This window comes from Paenibacillus xylanilyticus, from assembly GCF_009664365.1.
GTDB classification, from domain to species: Bacteria; Bacillota; Bacilli; order Paenibacillales; family Paenibacillaceae; genus Paenibacillus; species Paenibacillus xylanilyticus_A.
The window spans coordinates 3,973,309-3,996,603 of the sequence record NZ_CP044310.1 but is presented as its reverse complement, the minus strand read 5'-3'; the positions used below and the strand labels follow the sequence as shown (position 1 = coordinate 3,996,603).

General features: G+C 46.0%; 21 protein-coding genes and 1 riboswitch. All 21 genes read left to right on the top strand.

Annotation, left to right across the window (positions count from 1 at the left end):
- Window positions 1–2 precede the first annotated feature (2 nt).
- The 21 genes from metH (at window position 3) to F4V51_RS17470 (ending at window position 23,269) form a co-directional block, all read left to right on the top strand.
- Window positions 3–3,443, top strand: coding sequence for a methionine synthase (gene metH, locus F4V51_RS17570; protein ID WP_153979042.1), 3,441 nt, complete (start codon window positions 3–5; stop codon window positions 3,441–3,443).
- Between the two features lie 74 nt (window positions 3,444–3,517).
- Entirely contained in the window at window positions 3,518–4,462 is a 945-nt protein-coding gene (rnz, locus tag F4V51_RS17565) for a ribonuclease Z (protein ID WP_153979041.1), read from the top strand.
- 352 nt (window positions 4,463–4,814) lie between these two features.
- Complete coding sequence (locus F4V51_RS17560; protein WP_153979040.1) at window positions 4,815–5,624, top strand: TIGR01457 family HAD-type hydrolase; 810 nt, start codon at window positions 4,815–4,817, stop codon at window positions 5,622–5,624.
- A 6-nt stretch (window positions 5,625–5,630) separates the two neighbouring features.
- Window positions 5,631–6,452 carry an Fpg/Nei family DNA glycosylase gene (locus F4V51_RS17555; protein WP_153979039.1) on the top strand — a complete coding sequence of 274 codons (822 nt, stop codon included), beginning with the start codon at window positions 5,631–5,633 and terminating at the stop codon, window positions 6,450–6,452.
- On the top strand, window positions 6,442–7,290 hold the full coding sequence (locus tag F4V51_RS17550) for a deoxyribonuclease IV (RefSeq protein WP_153980752.1): 849 nt from the start codon (window positions 6,442–6,444) through the stop codon (window positions 7,288–7,290). Before F4V51_RS17555 ends, F4V51_RS17550 begins: the two co-directional genes overlap by 11 nt.
- Before the next feature lie 20 nt (window positions 7,291–7,310).
- Window positions 7,311–7,649 carry a cyclic-phosphate processing receiver domain-containing protein gene (locus F4V51_RS17545; protein WP_153979038.1) on the top strand — a complete coding sequence of 113 codons (339 nt, stop codon included), beginning with the start codon at window positions 7,311–7,313 and terminating at the stop codon, window positions 7,647–7,649.
- The gene (locus tag F4V51_RS17540) at window positions 7,649–7,966 is read left to right on the top strand and encodes a thioredoxin family protein (RefSeq protein ID WP_153979037.1); all 318 of its coding nucleotides are present in this window, start codon (window positions 7,649–7,651) and stop codon (window positions 7,964–7,966) included. Before F4V51_RS17545 ends, F4V51_RS17540 begins: the two co-directional genes overlap by 1 nt.
- Window positions 7,967–7,968: 2 nt before the next feature.
- A complete protein-coding gene (locus F4V51_RS17535; protein ID WP_153980751.1) occupies window positions 7,969–8,742 on the top strand; it encodes an ABC transporter ATP-binding protein in 774 nt (257 codons plus the stop codon).
- 6 nt (window positions 8,743–8,748) lie between these two features.
- The gene (locus F4V51_RS17530; protein ID WP_153979036.1) at window positions 8,749–9,798 is read left to right on the top strand and encodes a 23S rRNA (cytidine(2498)-2'-O)-methyltransferase RlmM; all 1,050 of its coding nucleotides are present in this window, start codon (window positions 8,749–8,751) and stop codon (window positions 9,796–9,798) included.
- A gap of 179 nt (window positions 9,799–9,977) precedes the next feature.
- Complete coding sequence (locus tag F4V51_RS17525; protein ID WP_153979035.1) at window positions 9,978–11,453, top strand: serine/threonine protein kinase; 1,476 nt, start codon at window positions 9,978–9,980, stop codon at window positions 11,451–11,453.
- Between the two features lie 30 nt (window positions 11,454–11,483).
- Entirely contained in the window at window positions 11,484–12,500 is a 1,017-nt protein-coding gene (locus tag F4V51_RS17520) for an SAF domain-containing protein (RefSeq protein WP_153979034.1), read from the top strand.
- A 74-nt stretch (window positions 12,501–12,574) separates the two neighbouring features.
- Window positions 12,575–13,288 (top strand): hypothetical protein, encoded by a 714-nt coding sequence (locus F4V51_RS17515; protein WP_153979033.1) that lies wholly within the window; start codon window positions 12,575–12,577, stop codon window positions 13,286–13,288.
- Entirely contained in the window at window positions 13,285–14,115 is an 831-nt protein-coding gene (locus tag F4V51_RS17510) for a ParA family protein (protein ID WP_153979032.1), read from the top strand. Before F4V51_RS17515 ends, F4V51_RS17510 begins: the two co-directional genes overlap by 4 nt.
- 7 nt (window positions 14,116–14,122) lie before the next feature.
- The gene (locus F4V51_RS17505) at window positions 14,123–15,949 is read left to right on the top strand and encodes an ATPase, T2SS/T4P/T4SS family (protein ID WP_153979031.1); all 1,827 of its coding nucleotides are present in this window, start codon (window positions 14,123–14,125) and stop codon (window positions 15,947–15,949) included.
- The gene (locus tag F4V51_RS17500; RefSeq protein WP_153979030.1) at window positions 15,939–18,005 is read left to right on the top strand and encodes a hypothetical protein; all 2,067 of its coding nucleotides are present in this window, start codon (window positions 15,939–15,941) and stop codon (window positions 18,003–18,005) included. Before F4V51_RS17505 ends, F4V51_RS17500 begins: the two co-directional genes overlap by 11 nt.
- Window positions 18,006–18,069: 64 nt before the next feature.
- Window positions 18,070–18,555, top strand: a complete 486-nt coding sequence (locus F4V51_RS17495; protein ID WP_153979029.1) for an ABC transporter permease — start codon at window positions 18,070–18,072, stop codon at window positions 18,553–18,555.
- A 16-nt stretch (window positions 18,556–18,571) separates the two neighbouring features.
- Entirely contained in the window at window positions 18,572–18,970 is a 399-nt protein-coding gene (locus tag F4V51_RS17490) for a hypothetical protein (protein WP_153979028.1), read from the top strand.
- Entirely contained in the window at window positions 18,967–19,518 is a 552-nt protein-coding gene (locus F4V51_RS17485) for a hypothetical protein (protein ID WP_153979027.1), read from the top strand. The genes F4V51_RS17490 and F4V51_RS17485 overlap by 4 nt, the downstream gene beginning before the upstream one ends.
- Complete coding sequence (locus tag F4V51_RS17480; protein WP_153979026.1) at window positions 19,505–20,500, top strand: hypothetical protein; 996 nt, start codon at window positions 19,505–19,507, stop codon at window positions 20,498–20,500. Before F4V51_RS17485 ends, F4V51_RS17480 begins: the two co-directional genes overlap by 14 nt.
- 138 nt (window positions 20,501–20,638) lie before the next feature.
- Window positions 20,639–22,189, top strand: coding sequence for an ABC-F family ATP-binding cassette domain-containing protein (locus tag F4V51_RS17475; protein ID WP_095286466.1), 1,551 nt, complete (start codon window positions 20,639–20,641; stop codon window positions 22,187–22,189).
- A 109-nt stretch (window positions 22,190–22,298) separates the two neighbouring features.
- Window positions 22,299–22,408: riboswitch (TPP riboswitch) on the top strand.
- Window positions 22,409–22,642: 234 nt separating this feature from the next.
- Window positions 22,643–23,269, top strand: a complete 627-nt coding sequence (locus F4V51_RS17470; RefSeq protein WP_162009953.1) for a thiamine phosphate synthase — start codon at window positions 22,643–22,645, stop codon at window positions 23,267–23,269.
- Window positions 23,270–23,295: the final 26 nt, after the last annotated feature.

Sequence of the window (23,295 nt, the reverse complement as noted above, 5' to 3'; positions counted from 1 at the left end):
TATTGGATAAGCTTAGTCTACATGATGCATTAAAACAACGAATATTAATCCTCGACGGTGCGATGGGGACCATGATTCAACAAGTTGATCTCACTGGTGCAGATTTTGGCGGAGAGGATCTGGATGGCTGTAATGAAATGTTGGTACTTACACGTCCAGAACTCATCCAGCGCATTCATGAAGAATATCTGGAAGCTGGTGCAGATTTAATCGAAACCAATACATTTGGAGCTACTTCGGTTGTATTGGCCGAATATGATATCCAGGATCGTGCCCGCGAGATTAACCTCGAAGCTGCTCGCATTGCGAGAGCTGCGGCAGATCGGTTTTCGACTCCAGATTCCCCACGGTATGTGGTAGGTGCGATGGGACCAACAACGAAGACGCTCTCAGTTACGGGCGGCGTAACGTTTCAGGAGCTCATCGACAGTTATTCCGAGCAAGCGCTCGCTTTAATTGAGGGAGGCGTTGATGCGCTACTGCTTGAAACTTCGCAGGATACCCTTAATGTCAAAGCAGGCAGCATAGGTATCCAGCAAGCATTTGAGCAGAGCGGAATGAAGCTCCCTTTAATGATCTCAGGGACAATTGAACCGATGGGCACAACCCTTGCGGGTCAAAACATCGAATCCTTTTATATATCCCTAGAACACCTTAACCCAATTTCAGTGGGACTAAACTGTGCTACAGGCCCAGAATTTATGCGTGACCACATTCGTTCTCTTTCCGGAATGGCTTCAGTAGCAGTCAGCTGTTATCCGAATGCAGGTCTACCTGATGAAAATGGTAATTATCATGAATCACCTGATTCACTCGCTCAGAAAATTGGAGCGTTTGCCGAACAGGGATGGTTAAACATCGCCGGAGGCTGCTGCGGTACAACTCCAGCACATATTCGGGCGATGCGTGATACGCTTGCCAAGTACCCCCCAAGAGAAATGAACGGAGCACATCCGCCAGCATTATCCGGTATTGATCCCGTATATATAGAGCAGGATAATCGTCCATATATGGTTGGTGAACGGACCAACGTGCTTGGATCTCGGAAATTCAAGCGCCTGATCGTGGAAGGGAAATATGAGGAAGCTTCGGAAATTGCACGCGCTCAGGTGAAAAATGGTGCACATGTTGTCGACGTTTGTGTGCAGGACCCGGACCGCGAAGAAGCTGAGGATATGGAAAAATTCCTCGAACTGGTCGTCAAAAAAGTAAAAGTTCCGCTGATGATTGATACAACCGACGCAAAGGTTATTGATCTTGCTCTTCAGTACTCTCAAGGTAAAGCGATAATTAACTCCATTAACCTTGAGGATGGGGAAGAGAAATTCGAGCTTGTAACTCCTCTTATCCACAAATATGGCGGAGCCGTTGTAGTGGGTACCATCGATGAACGTGGACAAGCCATTAGTCGTGAAGATAAATTGGAGGTTGCCAAGCGTTCATATGATCTGCTGGTGAACAAGTATGGATTGAAGGCAGAGGACCTGATTTTTGATACGTTGGTATTCCCTGTTGGTACGGGAGATGAGCAATATATTGGTTCTGCCAAGGAAACCATTGAGGGGATTCGGGTTATTAAGGAAGCCATGCCTGAGTGCCATACGATTCTTGGTATCAGTAACATCTCATTTGGATTGCCTGAGGCCGGTCGGGAAGTCCTGAACTCTGTCTTTTTGTATGAATGTACGAAGGCAGGACTTGATTACGCGATTGTAAACACGGAGAAGCTGGAACGTTATGCTTCCATCCCCGAGGAAGAACGCAGATTGTCGGAAGAGCTGCTCTATAATACGAATGACGAAACACTCGCTGCATTCGTAGCGGCATTCCGGAACAAAAAGGTTGAGAAGAAAGAAAAGATTTCGAATCTTTCATTAGAAGAGCGTCTCGCTTCTTATGTTGTCGAAGGCAGCAAAGAGGGATTGTTGCCAGATTTGGAACAGGCACTTGCCAAATACTCAGCACTTGAAGTCATCAATGGGCCACTCATGCAGGGGATGGAAGAAGTAGGCCGACTGTTTAACAACAACGAGCTGATCGTTGCCGAGGTTCTGCAGAGTGCGGAAGTAATGAAGGCTTCAGTTGCTTATCTGGAGCAATTCATGGAGAAAAATGAAACATCTGTGAAGGGCAAAATCATTCTGGCAACGGTTAAGGGCGATGTGCACGACATTGGGAAGAACCTGGTGGAGATCATCCTGTCCAATAACGGTTACCGAATCATTAATTTGGGTATAAAAGTACCACCAGAACGAATCATAGAAGCATATAGAGAAGAAAAAGTGGATGCAATCGGCTTATCCGGTTTGCTTGTCAAATCGGCACAGCAGATGATTGTCACCGCGCAGGATTTGCGAACAGCGGGTATCGATGTTCCTATCATGGTGGGCGGAGCAGCACTTACGCGCAAATTCACCAAGAACCGGATTCGTCCTGAATATGACGGAATGGTTGTATATGCAAAAGACGCCATGGACGGTCTGGATTTGGCAAACAAACTGATGAACCCGGCTTCACGTGAAGTCATGCAGCTGGAGATGGAGGCTGAAAAAGAAGCTGATGCGTCGAGTGCAGAAACGGTTAAACCGCTGCCGGAGCTAACGCGAGTCGAACGGTCGGATATCGCAATAGATAATCCTGTTCTCGTTCCTCCGGATCTTGAGCGGCACACGCTGCGTAACTATCCATTGTCGCACATTTTGCCTTATGTAAACATGCAGATGCTGCTTGGTCATCATCTTGGCCTTCGCGGTTCTGTGGAGCAGCTTCTCGCTTCGGGTGATCCCAAAGCAACGGATCTCAAAGCGGTTGTCGACGGGATTATGCAAGAAGCAGTCCGGGATGGAATTATCCAGGCACACGCGATGTATCGCTTCTTTCCGGCACAATCCAGCGGCAATAGCATCATCATTTACGATCCGGAAGATACAAGCAATATTCTGCATACCTTCACATTCCCGCGGCAAAAGGTTGAACCGTTCCTGTGCCTGTCTGATTTCCTGAAGCCAGTGGAATCTGGAGAAATGGATTACGTTGGATTCATGGTTGTAACAGCCGGTCATGGTGTGCGTGAGCTATCGACGGCATGGAAGGAGCAAGGGGATTACCTTCGATCACATGCTCTGCAATCTGTTGCGCTTGAAGTGGCTGAGGGATTAGCTGAACGAGTGCATCATATGATGAGAGATATATGGGGCTTCCCGGATCCGGCAAACATGACCATGAAACAGCGTCATGGCGCACGTTACCAAGGGATACGGGTGTCATTTGGATATCCGGCTTGTCCGGATTTGGAAGATCAGGGGCCACTCTTCAAGCTGATGCAGCCTGAGGACATTGGGGTGGAACTGACGGAAGGCTTCATGATGGAGCCGGAAGCTTCCGTATCCGCGATGGTGTTCAGTCATCCGCAAGCCAAATATTTTAATGTCGAAAAAGCATAGTCAATAAGAGGTCAGGCAGAGCCCTCCGCATCGTCGGAGGCTTTTTGCTGGCAACAGAAAGAGGTGCAATCCGGATGGAACTATATTTCCTGGGAACTAACGCTGGTGTACCTACACTGCAGCGGAATGTAACTTCCATTGGGCTCCGCATGTTGGATGAGCGAAGAGCTTTGTGGTTGTTTGACTGTGGGGAAGGAACCCAGCACCAAATTTTGAGTTCACCGCTAAAACTGAGTAAATTGGAGAAAATCTTCATTACCCATCTTCATGGGGATCATGTATTCGGGCTTCCCGGCCTGCTTTCGAGCAGAGCATACCAGGGAGGGACAACGCCCCTAACGGTTTATGGACCGCCTGGGACGGAACGTATGATTACAACCGTAATGGAGTTAAGTCAGTCTCGGATTAACTATGAGTTGAAGATTGTTGAGCATACAGGTGGTTTGCTGTTTGAAGACGAGAGCTTCATTGTAGAGTCTGCATTGCTGGAACATCGAATCGACAGCTACGGCTACCGAATTACGGAGAAGGATCGTCCAGGCAGTCTCGATCAAGCCAAGCTGGCAGAGTATGGTTTGAAGCCGGGTCCTCTGTTTGGTCGCCTTAAACGTGGAGAGACGATTACCCTGGATGACGGCAAAGCTGTTCGTCCGGAGGATGTATTAGGAGCTCCCAAACGCGGCAAAGTGATAACCATTTTGGGAGATACACGACCGTGTGCAAATGTATTGCCTCTTGCTAAGCATGCAGATGTACTTGTACATGAAGCAACATTTATGGATGATTTGGCAGATACCGCTCATGAGTACTATCATAGCACTGCTAAGCAAGCAGCCGAGGCGGCCAGAGCGGCCGATGTTGGAGAATTGATTATGACTCATTTTAGCTCTCGTTATAAAGATGATGAACAGCTGCAGCCTCTTTTGGACGAGGCAAAGGCCGTTTTTCCTAACTCCAGATTGGCGAATGAGCATCAGTTAATTCCTGTCGTTCATCATCAGAATGGACCTCAGTTATAATTAAGGCAGTAGGGCTTCAAAAAAGTTTGTCTTAAAGACGGCAAATCAGGCGGGACTGAAGGGGAGAGACCCTGAGGTCCCTTTTGCAATCTGATCGGAAAGCGTGTAGGATGGGCAATATGAGCAGGGAAATGAATTAAATTATTTTCCGGGAAAGCGCAGGAAATGACAAGCTTGTACAGAAGGCGCGCGAGTAAAAACGTCTGCGTTCGATTTGGTTCGACGTGTTGCGTGCTCATACGAGCAAGCCCGTATTATTTTTTTTGAAATACATAGCTATGGATCAAAAAAACATCAAAATGTAATTAAGGACATGAATTGTTAATGGTCTAAAAGAAAGGAAGTGCTCTGTATGATTAAGGCCTATCTGATCGATCTGGATGGAACACTCTATCATGGCAGACATCGGATTGATGGGGCAGACAAGCTTATTCAGACGCTGAATGAACAGGCTGTACCTTATTTATTTGTTACAAATAATTCTTCACGTACTCCGCAAGGAGTAGCAGATCACTTGAACGAAATGGGAATTCCAGCGGAAGCATCTCAAGTTTGCACCTCTGCAGTTTCTGCTGCTGAATATGTAGCTGAGGAATCTCCTGGCGCAAAGGTTGCCTGCATTGGAGAAGCTGGTTTACTTCAGGCTATCGATGAAGCAGGATTGCAAAGGACGGAAGAAAAGCCGGAATACGTCATTCAAGGCATTGACCGAGAATTTTCCTACCAAAAACTAACCAAGGCACTGCGCTGGATTAATGATGGAGCCAAATCGATACTGACCAACCCGGATCTGCAGCTTCCCTCTGATGATGGCTTGACTCCAGGAGCAGGTACCATTGGTGCTGCGATCGAAGCGGCTACAGGTGTTTCACCAACTGTAATCGGCAAGCCTTCCAGCATTATTATGAAATCAGCGATTGATCGTTTAAATCTAAGGGCTGATGAAGTGGCTGTGATCGGGGACAATATGCGTACGGATATTGCAGCAGGAGCAGCAGCAGGATGCGAGACATTGCTCGTATTGACCGGAGTCACAACGAAAGAAAATATGGACACTCATATCAGCGCGACCAAGATACGTCCTGATCATGTGTTTGATGATTTGCATAAACTGATTGAGTGGCTGTCGCAACAAGCGAGCCAAGCATCCAAGAAGGGATAGATACAGATGCCGGAACTACCGGAAATGGAAAACTACCGGACATTATTGTCCGCAGAAATACTTGATTTACTTATTACTGGTGTTGTCGTTAACCGGGAAAAATCCATCAATAAGGAGCCTGAGGAGTTTACGCGCGAACTTACAGGCAATCGTATTATTTTTGTCGAGCGCCGGGCTAAGCATCTTATTTTTCATTTGGCAAACGGTAAACGGCTGGTACTCCATCTCATGCTGGGAGGCATGATTTATTGGGGGACTGAGGCAGATCGTCCCGATCGTTCGACACAAGTTGAGATTCAATTTGGTGATCGGATCTTGTTCTTTATTGGACTTCGATTGGGTTATTTGCACCTGCTAACATCCAAGGAAACGGAAGAAGCCATGTCGGATCTTGGACCTGAGCCACTGGATCGACGCATGAATCCTGAGCGTTTTGCTTCATTGCTGAAAGGACGCCGCGGAACGCTCAAAACGACCCTGGTTAATCAGCACATTATTGCGGGTATCGGCAATTGTTACTCGGATGAAATTGCTTTTGCTGCAGGTTTGAGACCTAGCTCCAAAACACAGAACATCGCTAGTTCTCCAGAACTCACAGAGCGTTTGTTCCGATCTATGCAATCGGTGCTCCGTGAAGCAGCATCCGAGGGTGGTTATATGGAAATGCCGCTGATGCAAGGGGACACGAAAACAGGAAGTTTTGATGAGCAATGCAGGGTATATGATCGCGAAGGGGAAAGCTGTCCACGTTGTGGAGGCACGATTGAACGAGTTGAAATTACGGGGAAGAAGGCTTTCTTCTGTCCGAATTGTCAGCATGAGGCCTAATTACGGAATCGGCGCACACGTCAGCACGAGAGGTGGATTTTTACAAGCAGCCAAGAGGGCATATGAGATGGGGGCTACAGCATTTCAATATTTTCCGAAGAACCCCCGAAGCCTTGGTTTGAAAGATCCTGACCTTAAAAATGCTGAATTGTGCCGGGCTTGGTGTGAGGAGAATGGCATTGCGTCCATTGCGCACTCACCCTATCCAACGAATCCGGCTTTGGGCATGACCCGTGGAGAGGCGGGCTTTCATGCTACCGTAGCTTCCATAAGGAATGATCTGCATATTGCAGACGCGTGCGGTTCAGTAGGAACGGTAGTTCATTTTGGTCATCTTAAGAGTGATCAGCCGCTTGAAGGGTATCAGAATCTCATCCATTGTCTGGATACGGTTTTGGAAGACTGGAATGGACAGGCAAAGATTTTGCTCGAAAATCAGGCAGGCGATCACGGTCCAATGGGCACGACCATGGAAGAAATGATTCAGATTCGCAAGCTGAGCCAATATCCGGAGCATATTGCTTTTTGTTTTGACACATGTCATGCTTTTGCTTCAGGGATGTGGCACAGCAATAGTGAACAGGATATGCTTCAAAAAGGCAGACAGCTTGGGTACTGGAATGCACTTGCTGCTGTGCATTTTAATGACTCCAAATATGCTTCCGGCTCGTGCAAGGATCGACATGCGCGAATCGGTCAGGGATGTATAGGAAGCAAAGCGATGCAAGAATTGTTGAGTTCGACCGAGTTCCAACAGGCTGTCGTTGTGTTGGAAACCGAGACAGGTGAGGATGGGACGCACAAAGATGATATTGAAGTCATGCGTTCCTGGTTGTAAACGGGGAGAGGAGTGGTTGTATGCATGTTTACTTGGATGATTACCGGTCATGTCCCAAGGGATTTGTCTTGGCTACCAACGCTGAAGAATGTCTGATGCTGCTCAGGGAAGGTGACGTGGATATTCTGTCCCTGGATTATGAATTGGGGCCGGATTCGCCAAATGGTGGAGAAGTTGCAGCTGCCATTGTACGGGAAGGGCTGTTTCCACGCGAAATTTATTTACACACCTCCAGCATGTACGGCAAACGTCAGATGTACGAATTGTTATATACCAATAAACCTGACACTGTAAAGGTACACAACGGTCCGATGACAGGTGAGGTTATGCTTCGGGTTGCTGCGGGAGAGCTCAGCTGATGAAGCCCATTCATTCGAAGCTTTTGATGCGCGGTGTGTGGGAAGGTATTCCTCAAGCTGTATTTATCTACACCCCTTTATGCGGAACTTGTGCTGCAGCGAGAAAAATGCTGGAAATCGCTGAGCATTTGCTGCCTGAGAACACCTTATTTGAAATGAACATTCATGATATTCCGGAACTTGTGCAGCAGTTTAAAATTTCAAGCGTACCTGCAGTGATGCTGTTTGATGGTGAGCAGGATGTACCTAAAATGATTTATCGAATGTCCTCGGTGGAGCACCTGCTAAATGAAATTCGAAAGGCGGTCCTAAAATGAGGATTATTTCGATGGAGCATGTTTCTCTTCGCCGGGAGGATAATCAAATCCTGGATGAAGTTCATCTGCATATTGAGCAGGGCGAGCATTGGGTCATTCTGGGACGTAACGGTTCAGGCAAAACAACGCTGCTGGAAATGATGAATGGATATATGTTCCCCAGTCAAGGGCGTATTGAGGTGCTGGGGAACTTATATGGGCAATGTGACGTTCGTGAAGTCAGAAAAGAGATTGGTTATATCAGTCAAACGCTAATTGAAAAACTGACATTGCGAGATCCGGTCTGGGAGGTCGTTGCGACAGGTGCATTTGCCTTTTTGCGTTTTTATCAGACCATTCCCGATGAAGTGAAGACCAGAGCCTTGAATCTCCTGGATGACATGGGCTTTGCTAAACTGGCTAACCACCCGCTGGGTACACTTTCCCAGGGCGAGCGAAAAAAAGTCATGCTGGCACGTTCATTGATGGCGAATCCTAAGTTATTAATTATGGACGAGCCGTGCGCTGGACTCGATCTATATGAACGGGAAAAAATGTTGGCTGAAATCGACCGACTTCGTCAGCGCAATATAACAGTAGTATATGTAACGCATCATGTAGAAGAGATCATGCCCTTATTTACACATGTAGCATTGATTCGCGAAGGACGTATTGCTGCAGCAGGAAACAAACATGATGTTTTGACACAGGATACAATTAAGCATACGTACGACATTCCGGTCGACATTCAGTGGGATCACGATCGACCATGGATTCGCGTACGTTCTGGAGGGTAACACAAGTTGAGTACACAGTCGTCTAGCGGAGAAGGGAATTTCTCCCGTTTTATCTGCACAGCCAATCATGGCTTTGCACCTTATGCTCAGGAAGAATTGCGCCGTACATTCGGTGCTGTGAAGAGTACGGTACTTGTACCGGGTGAAGTGCTTCTTGCCGGCTTACCGGTAACAGAAGAAGAGGTATCGATTAAACTCCTTGAGGAAAATCCAACATTTTTACGTCACATTCAGCCTGTTCAGTTTCAGGAGAATACGGAAGATTCTGATCAGGCGATGGAGAAACTGATTGCCTTTATTACAAACCATACGGAGTTGAACGGAACCAAAGTGGCACTACAGGTCCGTAAAACGGAAGGTTCATTTTGGCTGGAGAACGCCGCTTCATTGAAGCAATGGTTGACCGAAAAGCTCGATACACTAGGCTGTGAGTGGGTTGTTCGCGATGCGGACTCTGTTATTTCTGTGTTCGCAGCAGATCATGCCCTGTATGCTGGGATATCACGACCTGAACAGAACCTTTCCGACTGGAGCGGGGGAGCTGTACGCTTTCAAAAAGAGGAAGGCCAGATCTCGCGAGCCAAATTCAAGCTGCTTGAGGCAGAGCAGACGTTTGGCATTGATTTTGCATCGTTTCACAAGGCGCTTGATATTGGTGCTGCCCCTGGTGGTTGGACTTCCTTTTTGCTAGAACGAGGACTAGAAGTCACAGCAGTGGACCCGGCCAAAATGGATGCCACACTTCTGGAATCGCCCAAACTTACGTTTTTGAAAAAGAATGCAGGTGATGTACGGTTCCGTGAAGGTGAATTTGACCTGCTTGTCTGTGACATGAGCTGGAGTCCGAAATTGATGAGCCGTCTCGTTTCGGACTTGTTGTACAGTCTTCAATCTGGTGGAACAGCAGTTGTTACGGTAAAACTGCTGCATAAGAAACCACTCGCGCTGATCAAGGAAGTCATTGATACGTTTGAGCGTTCACGGATGCAGATTCAACGATCCAAACAATTGTTCCACAATCGCGAGGAAATAACACTTTATATGATTAAATATTAAGCACGTAAAGATTTTAAATTTACTACTTTACAATATCTTGTGGCGTATACTATAATGATACCAATATTAACCATAATGATTCCAAGGGAAAGCATCCCGAGGTGGACAAGTCCGGATAACCGGACTGTTGCACTTCGGTAAGCTTTCCCTTTTTTGTTATGCAGAAAGGAGGATTATACATGAGACATCCGGCGAGGCTGGAACACGGAAGCCTGCTGGGAGGACGGTATCGAATCGAGTCCGTGCTGGGTACAGGTGGGATGAGCCACGTATATAAGGCAGAAGATATGAAGTTGCCAGGGAAGACCTGGGCGATAAAAGAAAGTGTCGCTACGGTACCTTACGAATCCAGTATGGAGAAGGAAGCTGCTCTATTGACCTCACTCAGGCACCCCAGATTACCGTTGATTGTTGATTTTTTTGTGCCTGATGAAGAGGGCTATACTTACCTGGTAATGGAATACATTGAAGGTCAGACACTGAGTGATTATCACAAGCAATGTCGTGGAAAAGTCCCCCTCGAACATATGACAGATTTTGTGCTCCAATTACTTGACGTGCTCAGTTATTTGCATGGTCTGAATCCAGCAGTGATCTATCGAGATCTGAAGCCATCCAACATCATGATAACCCCGGATTATGAAGTCAGGTTGATTGATTTTGGCATTGCTCGCAGCTTCAAAGCTCAGCATACAGAAGATACGGTGAAACTGGGTACGGCAGGGTTTGCTGCTCCTGAACAATACGGTACCGGACAGACGGATGCAAGATCGGATTTGTATGGGCTCGGAGCACTGCTGCTCTATCTCATGACGGGTGGTACATATACAGAATGGATACAAGGTGTCGAAAGTTCCATACGCAGTGATGTACCTCGCACTTACATTCCGGTTGTACGAAGATTGTTGAGACAGAACCCCGAGGAACGTTTCCAATCTGCCGATGAAGTCCGCAAAGAACTGCTTCGAAGACCTGGAATAACGGAAAGTAATGAATCAACAACATGGACCATTAACGGTGGAACTAGAGTTATTGCTCTGACAGGTGCATCTTCCGGTGTTGGGGTTACGCATACCGCCATAGCCATTAGCCATTACCTGGAGAGACAACAGTTTAAGGTGGCAGTCATCGAGATGTCGCCGCGCTCCCAATCGTTTGCAAGGATTCAGCAAGTTGCCCAAGCCGGGAAGCCTTTATCTGCGGGCAGACAGTTTGCAGTCGACGGAGTGCACTATTGGAAACAGTCTGGACGAGCAGATATTTTGTCTCTGCTGGGTGGCAGCTACCAGTTTATCGTAATGGATCTGGGTAGTGGTCAGGATCAGAATCGACTGGAGGAGTTTCTGCGAGCAGACCTGCCTATTGTTGTAGGCTCAGGTGCTGAGTGGAAGCAGGCAGAGATTAATGCATTTGTTCGTTCGCATCATCGTTATCCGAGAGACAAATGGATTTATTGTCTGCCGCTTGCTGCCACAGATGCTGTTCAGCGTGTACGTAGAACTTTGAATACATCAAGTGTGTACGGACTTCCATTACACATTGATCCTTTTGACAGGGATCCTCAGACAGACAAGGTATTAGCCCATATTTTGAATCATTTGATCGGGCAGCAGCCCAAGAAGCGTTCGTTTTTTGCAAGAAGAATAAAATCATGATTAGAGGAGCTTGTGAAAGGAGAGCCTTTTTTGTCCAAATTAAGAAAACAAAGCCGACAAATGATCTATGCCGGACTAACGGGTGCGGGAGCAGTAGGATTGTTATTCGGGGGATATGTCATCTACAACGTAATTACAATGAATGACACCAAATCTGAACTGGAGTCCCAGTATGCTTCAGCTTACGAACAAAAAGAGGCGGAGCTGCTGCAGCAATGGAACACAGGAGCACAAGGCTGGGTAACGGTACGCGACGTTGAGGCAGGAGAACCGATCTTACCCGAGGATATTAAGCTTATCGCAGTGCCTGATGCTCAAGCGCCACGTAATTTATGGTCCAGCACCAAACAGATGGATGGGCAAGTAGCCAAAATAGAACTGAAAAAAGGAACAGCCATAACCACCGAAATGGTTTATGAAGACACGCCAGCACCGCCAGATCTAAGAAATCGTGAATTGCAGGTCGTTTTATTACCCACTTCACTTGCGCAAGGCGACAATATAGACATTCGTATCCAATTTCCAACAGGTCAGGACTATATCCTTCTGTCCAAGAAGAAAGTAGAGCGCCTGAATGAAGCGACGTTGTGGATTACCATGACCGAGGAAGAGATTCTGTCGCTGTCCAGCGCAATCGTAGATGCCTATTTACATAAAGCTTCAATTTATGCACTAACGTATGTTGAGCCTCAGTTCCAGACAGCTGCAATTCCAACGTACCCTGCCAATAGTGAAGTGCTGAAACTGCTTGAAAGTGACCCGAACATTGTTCGGAGGGCAGAACAGGAGTTGTCGAGACAGGTACGGAGTTCCCTTGAGAGCTCTCTGGCTGCTTCCATGACAGCGCCCTCCCAAAGTGTTGAGCAAGATGTTGCACAATCATCCGTTTCCCATAACAGCAGACCTCGCTCTAACAATACTTCGGACGAAGTCATATGGAATGACGGATCAGGAAGCAATCAGCTAACGACAAATGGAAACAATCAATCCACGGAGTCTTCCGCATATACGGATGAACAGAAAAGCCTGTTGACCGGAGGAGAGTAGCAGACATTCAAAATGTAAAAATTTAATGCTGATAACAACGGATTAATGCTTAAGAGGAAGGAGTTGAGTGTCACGTGCAAACTTGGATTTTCGCTGGATTATGTGAAAAAAATGATCTTATGTTATATCTGTGCAAAATTTTAGCCACTTCAGGCAAGCGGGTGTTGCTGGTTGATGGAACCTTACAACAAAAGTATGGGTATGGGGTTGGAGAAGGACACCATTCTCTGGGCATCACTGAATTTGAGGGTTTTGATATTGCCTGTCACTTTGTAACTTCGGCCGCGGTTGAGAGTCATCTGGAGGCTAGTGGAGAAGGTATGGACGCTTATGATTATGTCCTGTATGACATGGAAACCTCCCATTTTGCCTCTAGAGAATTATGGCTAACGGCTGATATTCGAGTCTGGGTGAGTGATTATGAACGTTATAATCTGGAACGAGGAAAAGGCTGGTTGAGGCGGCTTCTTGAAGAGCAATCATTACCAACAGAGCTTTCTTTTCAGCGTATTCTGATTAATGCAGTTGACTGCAAATTGGAAGAACGTTACCTATGGGCCTATCTTGAAGGAAGTCCTTTTGTTTGGACAGGCGAATCTTTGATACTTCCATGGGATGAACTGACTGCTGCGGTGAAATTGGAAAATGAGCATCACCGTAGGGTGCGGTTAGGGCCTTTGTCACGGAGCTACAAAAAATCACTATGTCGTTTATTCGAACAATTGACTGGTTGGGAAAGTGTTCGAAGTCGAAGAGCGATCAAGGAAGCGGAAAGGATGAGAGCATGAGCAACATTTTGTTTTGGAGTCCTTTTGCTGGCTCGGGTAGTACGTCCAGTGCAGTAATAAGCGCCTACGCCATGGCACTTCAATACAGGACCCGAGTTTTATTAGTGAACACAGGCCCAGTCGGCAGTGGTATTGAAGCACCTCTTCCATCTATGGAATTAGGGCAGGCTGACAGTCTGTTCAGATTTGAAGAGGGTGGTTGGGATGCAGTAGAACGATTACATATAAGCGGAAGCCTCAATAAGCATAATTTGAAGGATTATGCGAAGCCGCTATTACGGGATAGATTAGATTTATTGACCGGAAGAATTAACCAGATGGAACGTACGCCAACAGAACATATGGAAACGTTGAAATCACTGCTGGAAGTGGCGAATGAGTACTACGATATGGTTTTGCTGGATGTGGACCGTGATGGAATGGATGCGACCGATCTACTGGCTCAAGCTGATTATGTTGTGGTGAATTTGACACAAAATATGCGGGATCTGGAATTGTTTTTTGAACACATCAAACCTGTTCACTTAAGTAACCAAAACATGCATGTTGTCATCAGCAAGTATGATCCGCAAGCAAGGGCAACTCTTAACAACATCCGCCGACGTTTCCGTTACAAAGGCTCCATATCCATTGTGCCTTATACGACTGCATTTCTGGATGCTGTGAATCGGAGGGATACGGCTACGTATCTGCAGCTTGAAGGATTGTGTGACAGTAGAGATCTTCGAAAAGGGAGCATGGCCGCCAGTATGGCTGAACTTGCTCGCCTGATTATGGATGGTGCAGGTATGCGTACTGTTCTGAAAAGGCTGGAAAGGGGAGCCTGAACCTCCAATGCTCTGGAATACGATAGGGATCAGTTTTATAGTAATAGCTGTTTTGACATACATCTGGATCAAAACGAAATCATTCCATCGGCAAAAAAATGCAGGAACTCCTGAACGCGAGGCATTTACGATTGAAATGCTAACTGAACAGGTGAAGAACTCGCTGCATGAATTAAGTCATAGTCAGCTTGCGGATATCGGTCTTCATGAAGAAGAATATCGCAGGAGAATCAATCAGCGTGCCGAGATGAGAAAAGCGCTGAAAGGCTGCGTCTCTGGCAGCATAAGTGACAAAACCTATGTAAAGAACCTGATCGCTGACTTACTTACTCGAAACATAGGTCTAAATAAAACCAATGTGGATGAAGTCATCCTTTTTGCAGAACCTGAGCTGTTATCCGTTCAAGACCAGTTTGAAATTGTCTTTTACCTGTACCGACAGCAGTTCGGCGTCGATGCCTTGTCACGCTTGATTGACACTTACGATCTGGGCAGACTCCGATTGGAGGATGGTGCTGAGGATGGCGGTGGATATTATGTTTCCGAGGAAGATATCCGGTATGTATTTGAGTGCGAATACCGTGAACTCGGATTTAGAGAAAAAACGGATATTATCGTTCAGCGGATATACCAGCATTACAAAGGCTTCTCGGTTGTAGATGAAATCAGAGACCAGCGAATTGACGGGGTTAGTGGTGGGGTTAGCGGTATGCTGGATGCCATGCAGGATATCGGAATTAAGCACCCGGCTTCCTGGAATGATCTGTTGGAAGATGGCTTGGAGGATACGCCTGTTGAAGTTCCGTTAAGTGGTATGGAAAGTGTTTGGATTTTTTACAAAGGAAAGTCGATCCATCTTTCATTTCTATCGTTTGGCAGTACACGGGAGCTGAAGAGGGTTTGCCAGAATATTTATAAATTTAATTATCCTGGTCAGTTATCTGAAGCGAATGGATATAAGGTTAACGAAATGAAGGATGGCTCTCGTGTAGTTGTGGTACGGCCTCCTTTTGCAGAATCCTGGGCATTTTTTGTCCGGAAATTCGATATTCCCAATGCGTCGCTTGAGCAGTTAATAACCGGCAGCAATGCCGAACTGCCAATCACATTGCTGCAGTATCTCATGAAAGGAAGTCGTATTACAGCTGTGACTGGTGCTCAGGGCTCTGGTAAAACGACGCTGCTAATGGCGATGGTCAAGCATATCTATGCCTCATACACCCTGCGTGTACAAGAGATGGCATTTGAGCTGCAGCTGCGTCGAATATACAGTCGTCGTAATATTTTGAGCTTTCGGGAGACGGAACATATTTCAGGTCAACAAGGACTGGATCTGCAGAAAAAAACAGATGGAACAGTCAACATTCTGGGAGAGGTTGCGAGTGATGAGGTTGCTGCCTGGATGATTCAAATGTCGCAGGTGGCGAGTTTGTTCACTCTGTTTACCCACCATGCCAAGACGTTCCGGGATCTGGTATTCTCGCTCCGCAACTCTTTGCTCAAAACAGGCATGTTTCAACATGAGCACATTGCTGAGGAACAGGTCGTCAGTGTCATCAATTTTGATGTGCACATGAAAAAGGATCCTGAGGGACGCAGATACATAGAGCGAATTACAGAGTGCTTGCCTCGTGCTGATCAGGTGGACAGTGTGGAAGAACGGGCAGGGTTTGCTTTTCGGAATGTGATTGAATACAAAGACGGCGAATATGTGGTAACCGCTCCCCTGTCACCTAGCTGCATCATGGATATGCGGGACCAAATGACATTGCACGATGCTGCACAGTTTGAACAGTTTATTGAGCGGCATTGGGGTGATATGCATGACAACTAAATCGTGGCTTATCCTTTTGCTGGGCATATGTATCTCCGGGTTTGTGATTACACTCCTGACTCTCCAATTCTTTCAAAAGCGAGGGAAGGGCTTAAGCGGTAGAGTTTCTGGAACAACAACTCCTGCTGCCAATCGAACGGTCCGGTTAAGGTCATTTCTGCTTCAGTCCTATCGCTGGGGTACGAGGGTGCCGATTTTGGCATCTTACATCTATTTAATTCAGAAGCGGATCTCATTCAGACATGTTGGAGACGAAGCATCTTTACGACGTATGACCATGAGTGTTGTTCTGATTGTTGCGGGAGGATATGGAAGTATTAGTATTGTGCTGTTCTTCATGCAACCAGGGATTGCTTTCGTCATTTTGTCTGTACTTTGCGCTGTCGTAATCCATAGTCTTGTCGTGGACTTGTGGCTGAATCGCACAGAGAAACGGCTGCTGGTCCAAATGTTGGATCTGTTTGCGGACGTGCGACATCGATACCACCAGCACGGGATGATCGAAGAAGCACTCTATGAAGCTGGAGAAGCTGGTATGGGTGAAGCAGCCGATCAGGTACTGCTAATCTATGAGGCACTGACTTCACCAGATCCCAATGAAGCGTTGGAAAGGTATTACGAGATAGCCCCCAACCGATTTCTGAAGGCTTTTGCTGGTATATCCTATATGGTGATGGAGTTTGGGGACAAGGACAGGGCTCAAGGTTCAATATACCTGAAAGGTCTGGGAAACCTGACTCAGGAAATTCATTTGGAAATTTTACGGCGGGACAAGTTGGATTACCTTTTAAAAGGATTAAACATGATTGCGCTGGCTCCGGTATTATTTACGGCTCCCATTGAACGCTGGGCGAGAGGAAGTTTCCCGACCATGGATGAGTTTTACCGCAGCAAGCTTGGATTTATAACCAAAATATCAATCTATATCATCATTATTTTGGCCTACTTGCTGTTGCAGAGACTTCAGCATTACGATGAAACGCGATTCAGATCAGGGCACAAACCTTCCTTCATGGACCGTTTTTTGTACAACCAAAAATTCATTCGTAAACTGGCCATGTTGTTTGCTGCCAAACCAGGAAGTACAAATTATACCCAGACCGTAAGGTTGATGAGGGAGAGCAGCGCTGAAATAAAATACGAGTGGCTGGCGATCCGCAGATTGATGTTATTTGTGTGTTCCTTTGCACTGGCTATCAGTTGTATATTACTGCTTCATCATATCGAACGAAATCATGTTCTATACGATCCGGTAAGAGATGACCGCATGTTTGGAGCGATGGCCGAAGCGGAACTGAAGCAGGCTGCCGAAAAAACAGCTTTGGACCGAGAGGTAATGGAGCGGTTAGGCATGAAACGTGGAACTAGTTATGATGACGTGTTTAACATGTTACAACAGGTTTCCTCCATCCCATTAGACTCTGATAAACAAACTGAAACGAGTCTGCGCATCATTCAAAAGCTCGAAATATACAACAAGCAGTACTTGCACTGGTGGGAGCTGCTGATTGCCATCATTATCGGCGCAGCCGGATATTACATGCCCATATGGCTCATGATGTTCCAGCGTAAAATGCGAAGCATGGACATGAAGCATGAAATTTACCAATATCAGACGGTGATCTCCATTTTGCGTGAGATGGACCGGATGTCCGTTGAAGAGATTTTGGAATGGCTTAATCGCTTTGCCGTCATTTTCAAACGACCACTGCAAAAATGTCTGCTGCATTTTGAACATGGACCCGAAAATGCACTTGAGCAGCTGAAAGAGGATGCAGGATTGCCTGAGTTTCAGCGTTTGGTAGACAAACTGCAGCTTGCGCTGGGTAAAATTTCGATCCGGGAAGCGTTTGATGATCTGGACAGCATGATGGCTTTTTATTTTGATCAACGGAAGCAGGAGTATACCAGAATGATCGATGTAAAAGCCTCATGGGGCAGAATGATTGGCTTTGCACCTATGTATGCCCTTATTTTTCTCTATCTGGTGATCCCGCTTGTTGGTATGAGCTTCCTGCAAATGAACATTTATTATGAACAAATTCAGAAACTGTAGCGGTTCAGGTTGAACCCGTTCAGGCTGATATACATTTATTGATCAAAACATAGGAGGATTTAACATGAACAATGCTTCAAGTGCTTTAAAGGTAGCCGCAGGGATCTTTTTGACGATTGCCCTTATTACGATTGTGGTACTTCTGTTTATTTCTGCTCAGGAGGCGACCAAAACAGCGCAAAACAATTTTGCGGATATTCAGACAGAATTATCTCAGGCAGCATTTACGGTGTATGACGGGACAACGATCAGTGGCTCCCAGGTTACTAACGCACTGCGTAAGTATGCGGACAAGGATCAATTTGGTATCCAGGTCATTACAGGAAAAAACAAGGGTGGTCAGTGGTATGGCAATGAGTTGAACATTTCTCAGGATGTTAATAATGCTGATTACGGTTCAGTCATTGCTCCAGATAACAAAGTGGGCAGTATTAATCAGACGATGAGTGAAAAGGACAATCAATACGTTAACCCAAGTGGAAAGTTCAAGGCTGTAATCGTAAAAGACAAATCAAATGTGGTCAGAGGACTAATCTTCCAGCAATCCTGACAGGAGTTGGTTTCCATTGTCCCAGAATACACAGCAACTCATGTTGTTTTGTACCGCCATTGTCCTGTTTGTAACAGCCTGTCTGTATGGACAGCAAAGTGTTAGCGTATTGGCCAGTGCTTTGAGTTCCAGCGTACACACGAATGAAGACATGGAAGGAAGAATAAATACAACATTAAGAATAAGCAAACCAATTCGTTACAGTGGAGCTGAGGTGTTACATACGGTTAGACAAATGACGGGTACAGCGGTCGAAGTGCAGGTTGACGGGAAAACGTATACGATAGACCCGCTTATCAATCGAAGTGCGATTATACCTGTTTACCTGTCCGCTTCCTATAAACCGGAGTTTATGAGAGATGATAGCGGGGAATTGCTTCGAATTGCATTTTGGAGGGAGGCCAGTATCAATTGATAAATGCTGTATCCAAGCTGCTAGCAGTTATGCTGGCAGTACTTCTGCTATATGTATATCCGACTGCGGAAACAGCAGATCGACAAGACGATATAGCGCGAATGGTCACATATCAGACGGTTACCCGTTTTGTGGATTCGGTCAGAACGAAAGGTTATATCTCTCCTGGGATGTATGCCGAATTTGAAGAACAGTTGGCGCGAACAGGCAATGTTTACGAGATTACCATGGAGCATCTGCACAAAAAATATGTTCCTCACTACACGGATCCGATGGATCAAGATACATTTACAGGAACGTATGAGACGGTACAGGATGCATATTACTCAGCTCAAATCTTAGAAAAATTGTTCCCTGTCTCGGGCACGTATGCAGCCGATGATCCGCTTCGTAGATACACTCTGACCATGGGTGACTTCTTCACGGTTACACTCAAAAATACCAATCGGACATCAGCCATGCTGATTCGCGAGTGGCTGAATGGTACGGCTCCTGCGGCAGCAGTGTTTACCACTTATGGAGGCATGGTTCTCAATGAAGATTACTGATTTGTCCATTGTGTTTGTTCTAATATTTCTACCCTTTTTTTGGTTGGTTTCTCAGAATACTCATGATGCGGATGAAGCTCAGCTTCTTAATCAAAGATATAGATCGGCCCTCCAAACAGCTGTATTGGACGCGGGAAACGTAATGCACCAGAATGAGAAGCAAAACAGTGAGGCAGGTTATGATTCCACCAAATTCGTAAAGGCCGATAAGGAACTGGCACTTCAGACATTCAGTCAGACGATGGCCTTGAATATGGGCATACATGATGATCCAAAGGCGATTCAAGCACTGTTTGATTACATACCGGCCATAGTTGTACTGGATTACGATGGTTATTATATCTTAGCAAAGGAAGCGGAGTTGACTGGTGAGACTAATGATTCGTACCACCAGGTATGGAGTCCTAAAATGCCCTATACATATTCAGATTCAGACGGAAGCAGCATTAATTTTACACTTGACGGTTATGTATATGCCTATGATGCCGTTCAGGGTAAATGGATTGAAGGTTTTCAAAGAGAACTTGCTTCGACTAGTGGAATTCCATTGCTTAAAAATTCAGATTCGTTTGAGCAGGTCAGACAAACTCGCATCGTCATGAGCGTGCAGGAGAATCTCGCCGAAGTCATTAATCGGCATAATGAGTTTGCAAGAAGAAACGGGATATCCTATACGTTTACCCTGCCTCTTATTTCCCAGGAGGATTGGTACAATACGATTAATGATACGGGGATCATGGCCTTTATTCAGGGCTTGCCTGTAGGGAGCCAGAAGGTAAACACCTATGCCATCGGTGGTGGAAGGTTGGTTAAAAGAACTGCAGTCATTGGAGGGCTAGAACCTTCTACCGGCATAAAGTATTATTATCCAGCAACTTGTAAGAATAACTTCCGAGCTGAAGAAGTTTTTACCGATGCGAAGCAGGCCGCGGCGGCGGGGTATTTTGAGGGGAATTGCTACATTAACAAGGTTGTTCACTAAGTAAGGCTGCTGCGCCTACTACATTGCTTTCAGAAAAGGCAGGTCCTGTGCTAAAATAGGGTTTCAGTTCAGAACTTGACCGGTATCAACTATACCGAATAAAAAGTAATGTTAAATAGATAGGAGCAACCTCATCTCATGAGTTTATTGTCAGTGGAAAACGTCAGTCACAATTTTGGTGACCGCACGTTATTTAAAAATGTATCTTTTCGTTTACTTGCAGGAGAGCGTGTAGGCCTGGTTGGAGCTAATGGTGTAGGAAAGTCCACTTTAATGAACATTTTGACCGGAAAATTGCTGAAAGACAGCGGGAAAGTAGAGTGGACACCAAAGGTCCGGTACGGATATTTGGACCAGCATACCAAGCTGACTCCTGGCAAAACAATCCGTGACGTTTTAAAAGATGCCTTCCTTCCCCTGCTTGAGCTGGAAAAGGAAATGATGGCCATTACAGACCAGATGGCTGATGCAGATCCAGACCAGCTTGAAAAATTGCTGGAAGAAATGGGTGAAATCCAGGAGCAGCTTGAGCAGGGCGATTTTTATTTGATTGATGTAAAAGTGGAAGAAATGGCAAATGGCCTCGGATTATCCGCTATTGGGCTTGATCGTGACGTCGCTGCACTAAGCGGGGGACAACGGACGAAAGTATTGCTCGCCAAGTTGCTGCTCGAGAAACCGACGGCTCTTTTGCTGGACGAGCCAACCAACTACCTGGACGTAGAGCACATCGAATGGTTAACACGATATTTAAAAGATTATCCTTATGCATTCATCCTGATTTCGCATGATACGGAGTTCATGAATGAAGTCGTTAACGTCATTTACCATCTGGAATTTGCTAAATTGACGCGTTATGCTGCCAACTACAATAAGTTTCTCGAAATGGCCGATATGCAAAAAGCTCAACATATCGATGCTTATGAGAAACAGCAGGAATATATTAAGAAACAGGAAGATTTCATTCAGCGTAACAAGGCAAGAGCCTCCACATCCGGACGTGCCAAAAGCCGCGAGAAGCAGCTGGGCAAGATTGAACGAATCGATCGCCCGGATGAAGCGGCAAAACCGACATTTAAATTCAAAGATGCCCGTGCCAGCAGCAAAACAGTATTCGAGGGAATTGATTTTGAGATTGGTTATTCCTACCCTTTGCTGCCTAAAATGACAATGACAATCGAACGTGGTGAGAAGATAGCCATTGTTGGATGTAATGGTGTAGGTAAGTCGACGCTGCTTAAAACCATCTTGGGGAAAATACCTCCGATTAGCGGTAAAACGTTTCTGGGGGATTATCTGGAGACGGCTTATTTTGAACAGGAAGTCCGTGCTGGCAATATTACACCGATTGAAGATGTGTGGAACGAATTCTCCCATCTGACACAGAATGAAGTACGAGGACATTTGGCACGCTGCGGTTTGAAAAACGAGCACATCACTCGTCCGCTGAGTGCGCTTAGCGGGGGAGAACAAGCGAAAGTGCGCTTGTGCAAGCTTCTGATGCGTGAAAGCAATTGGATCCTGTTTGATGAACCAACAAACCACCTGGATGTAACAGCAAAAGCGGAACTAAAACGAGCTCTGCAAGAGTTTAAAGGTACAGTACTGCTCGTTTCGCATGAACCTGAATTTTATCAGGATTGGGTCACCAAAACATGGGACGTCGAAGCCTGGTCTGAGAAAAACTAATTGTTCCGCAGCAATGAAGTGCTCTAGAATCAAAATATTCATCGACAAGAGTTTGAAAAATCAACGGTGACAAAAAAAGGTGTCTATGGTAACATAGGCTACAACTTCATACGATCACTAGGGGGGCCGCTCGTTGCGGCTGAGATGGAATAATGCGATTCCGGACCCTTTGCACCTGATCTGGATTATACCAGCGTAGGGAAGTGGCGCGTTTTAGTTAATGATATGGGCAAATTAATATTCGATTTTGAAGCGAATGTGAATGCTCAGAAGTGGAACATGAAGGTGTCTCGTATATGGTTTAATAGCTTGTATACCTGACAACTGGCATGTAAAGCTCATTTAACTAACTTGACATGTTATCGCGGCCACTCCCTACGGGAGTGGCTTTTTTGTGCTTACATATTGTGACGGCAGGGAAGGTGAAACCAAACGGATATCTCTAGGAAACTTGTGAATTCATTATCGTTTGAGCTGCATGCTGTTTCGCCGGGCATAGGGGATGAAAAACGTTTTGTAAAGATTGCAACGAATTTATGGCCCTGGCTTGACTATATTCACATCCGGGAGAAACATTTAACCACTGAACAAAAAATCCAATGGGCGTACAGTTTGCTGTACGCAGGAATTCCAGCTGATAGGATCGTGATCAATGGTCTATGTGAGTTGAATGAGTTGGAGAAACATGTAGCATTTCAGAGGGTTCATTGGGGCCAGTCCAATTTGGCGACTATCCAAGGCAGCAGCCTGAACAAAAGCGATCGACTTCGTCTCGGCATTTCTGTTCACTCTCTTCACGAAGCTAGAGTAGCTGAAGAACGGGGAGCAGATTACCTCTTTTATGGTCATGTATTTTCCTCCAGCAGTAAACCTGGGAGCAAGCCGAGAGGGCTATCTGCACTGTCTGAAATATGCTCAGCTGTTTCCGTTCCCGTAATTGCCATTGGCGGTATTGGACCGGCAAACATAGCAGCTGTACGTGCAGCCGGAGCAAGTGGTGCGGCAGTAATATCATCTATCTGGACCAGTGATAATCCGCAACGCGCAGCAGCAGCCTTGAGGCAGGCTATTGAACGGTAGAAAATAAGACGGAACGCGGGGGTGAA

What these genes read in the sequence shown, in the direction of transcription:
- rnz (WP_153979041.1), top strand. Translation starts at nt 3,518, where the DNA reads ATGGAACTATATTTCCTGGGAACTAACGCTGGTGTACCTACACTGCAG.
- F4V51_RS17560 (WP_153979040.1), top strand. Translation starts at nt 4,815, where the DNA reads ATGATTAAGGCCTATCTGATCGATCTGGATGGAACACTCTATCATGGC.
- F4V51_RS17555 (WP_153979039.1), top strand. Translation starts at nt 5,631, where the DNA reads ATGCCGGAACTACCGGAAATGGAAAACTACCGGACATTATTGTCCGCA.
- F4V51_RS17550 (WP_153980752.1), top strand. Translation starts at nt 6,442, where the DNA reads ATGAGGCCTAATTACGGAATCGGCGCACACGTCAGCACGAGAGGTGGA.
- F4V51_RS17545 (WP_153979038.1), top strand. Translation starts at nt 7,311, where the DNA reads ATGCATGTTTACTTGGATGATTACCGGTCATGTCCCAAGGGATTTGTC.
- F4V51_RS17540 (WP_153979037.1), top strand. Translation starts at nt 7,649, where the DNA reads ATGAAGCCCATTCATTCGAAGCTTTTGATGCGCGGTGTGTGGGAAGGT.
- F4V51_RS17525 (WP_153979035.1), top strand. Translation starts at nt 9,978, where the DNA reads ATGAGACATCCGGCGAGGCTGGAACACGGAAGCCTGCTGGGAGGACGG.
- F4V51_RS17510 (WP_153979032.1), top strand. Translation starts at nt 13,285, where the DNA reads ATGAGCAACATTTTGTTTTGGAGTCCTTTTGCTGGCTCGGGTAGTACG.
- F4V51_RS17505 (WP_153979031.1), top strand. Translation starts at nt 14,123, where the DNA reads ATGCTCTGGAATACGATAGGGATCAGTTTTATAGTAATAGCTGTTTTG.
- F4V51_RS17500 (WP_153979030.1), top strand. Translation starts at nt 15,939, where the DNA reads ATGACAACTAAATCGTGGCTTATCCTTTTGCTGGGCATATGTATCTCC.
- F4V51_RS17495 (WP_153979029.1), top strand. Translation starts at nt 18,070, where the DNA reads ATGAACAATGCTTCAAGTGCTTTAAAGGTAGCCGCAGGGATCTTTTTG.
- F4V51_RS17480 (WP_153979026.1), top strand. Translation starts at nt 19,505, where the DNA reads ATGAAGATTACTGATTTGTCCATTGTGTTTGTTCTAATATTTCTACCC.
- F4V51_RS17475 (WP_095286466.1), top strand. Translation starts at nt 20,639, where the DNA reads ATGAGTTTATTGTCAGTGGAAAACGTCAGTCACAATTTTGGTGACCGC.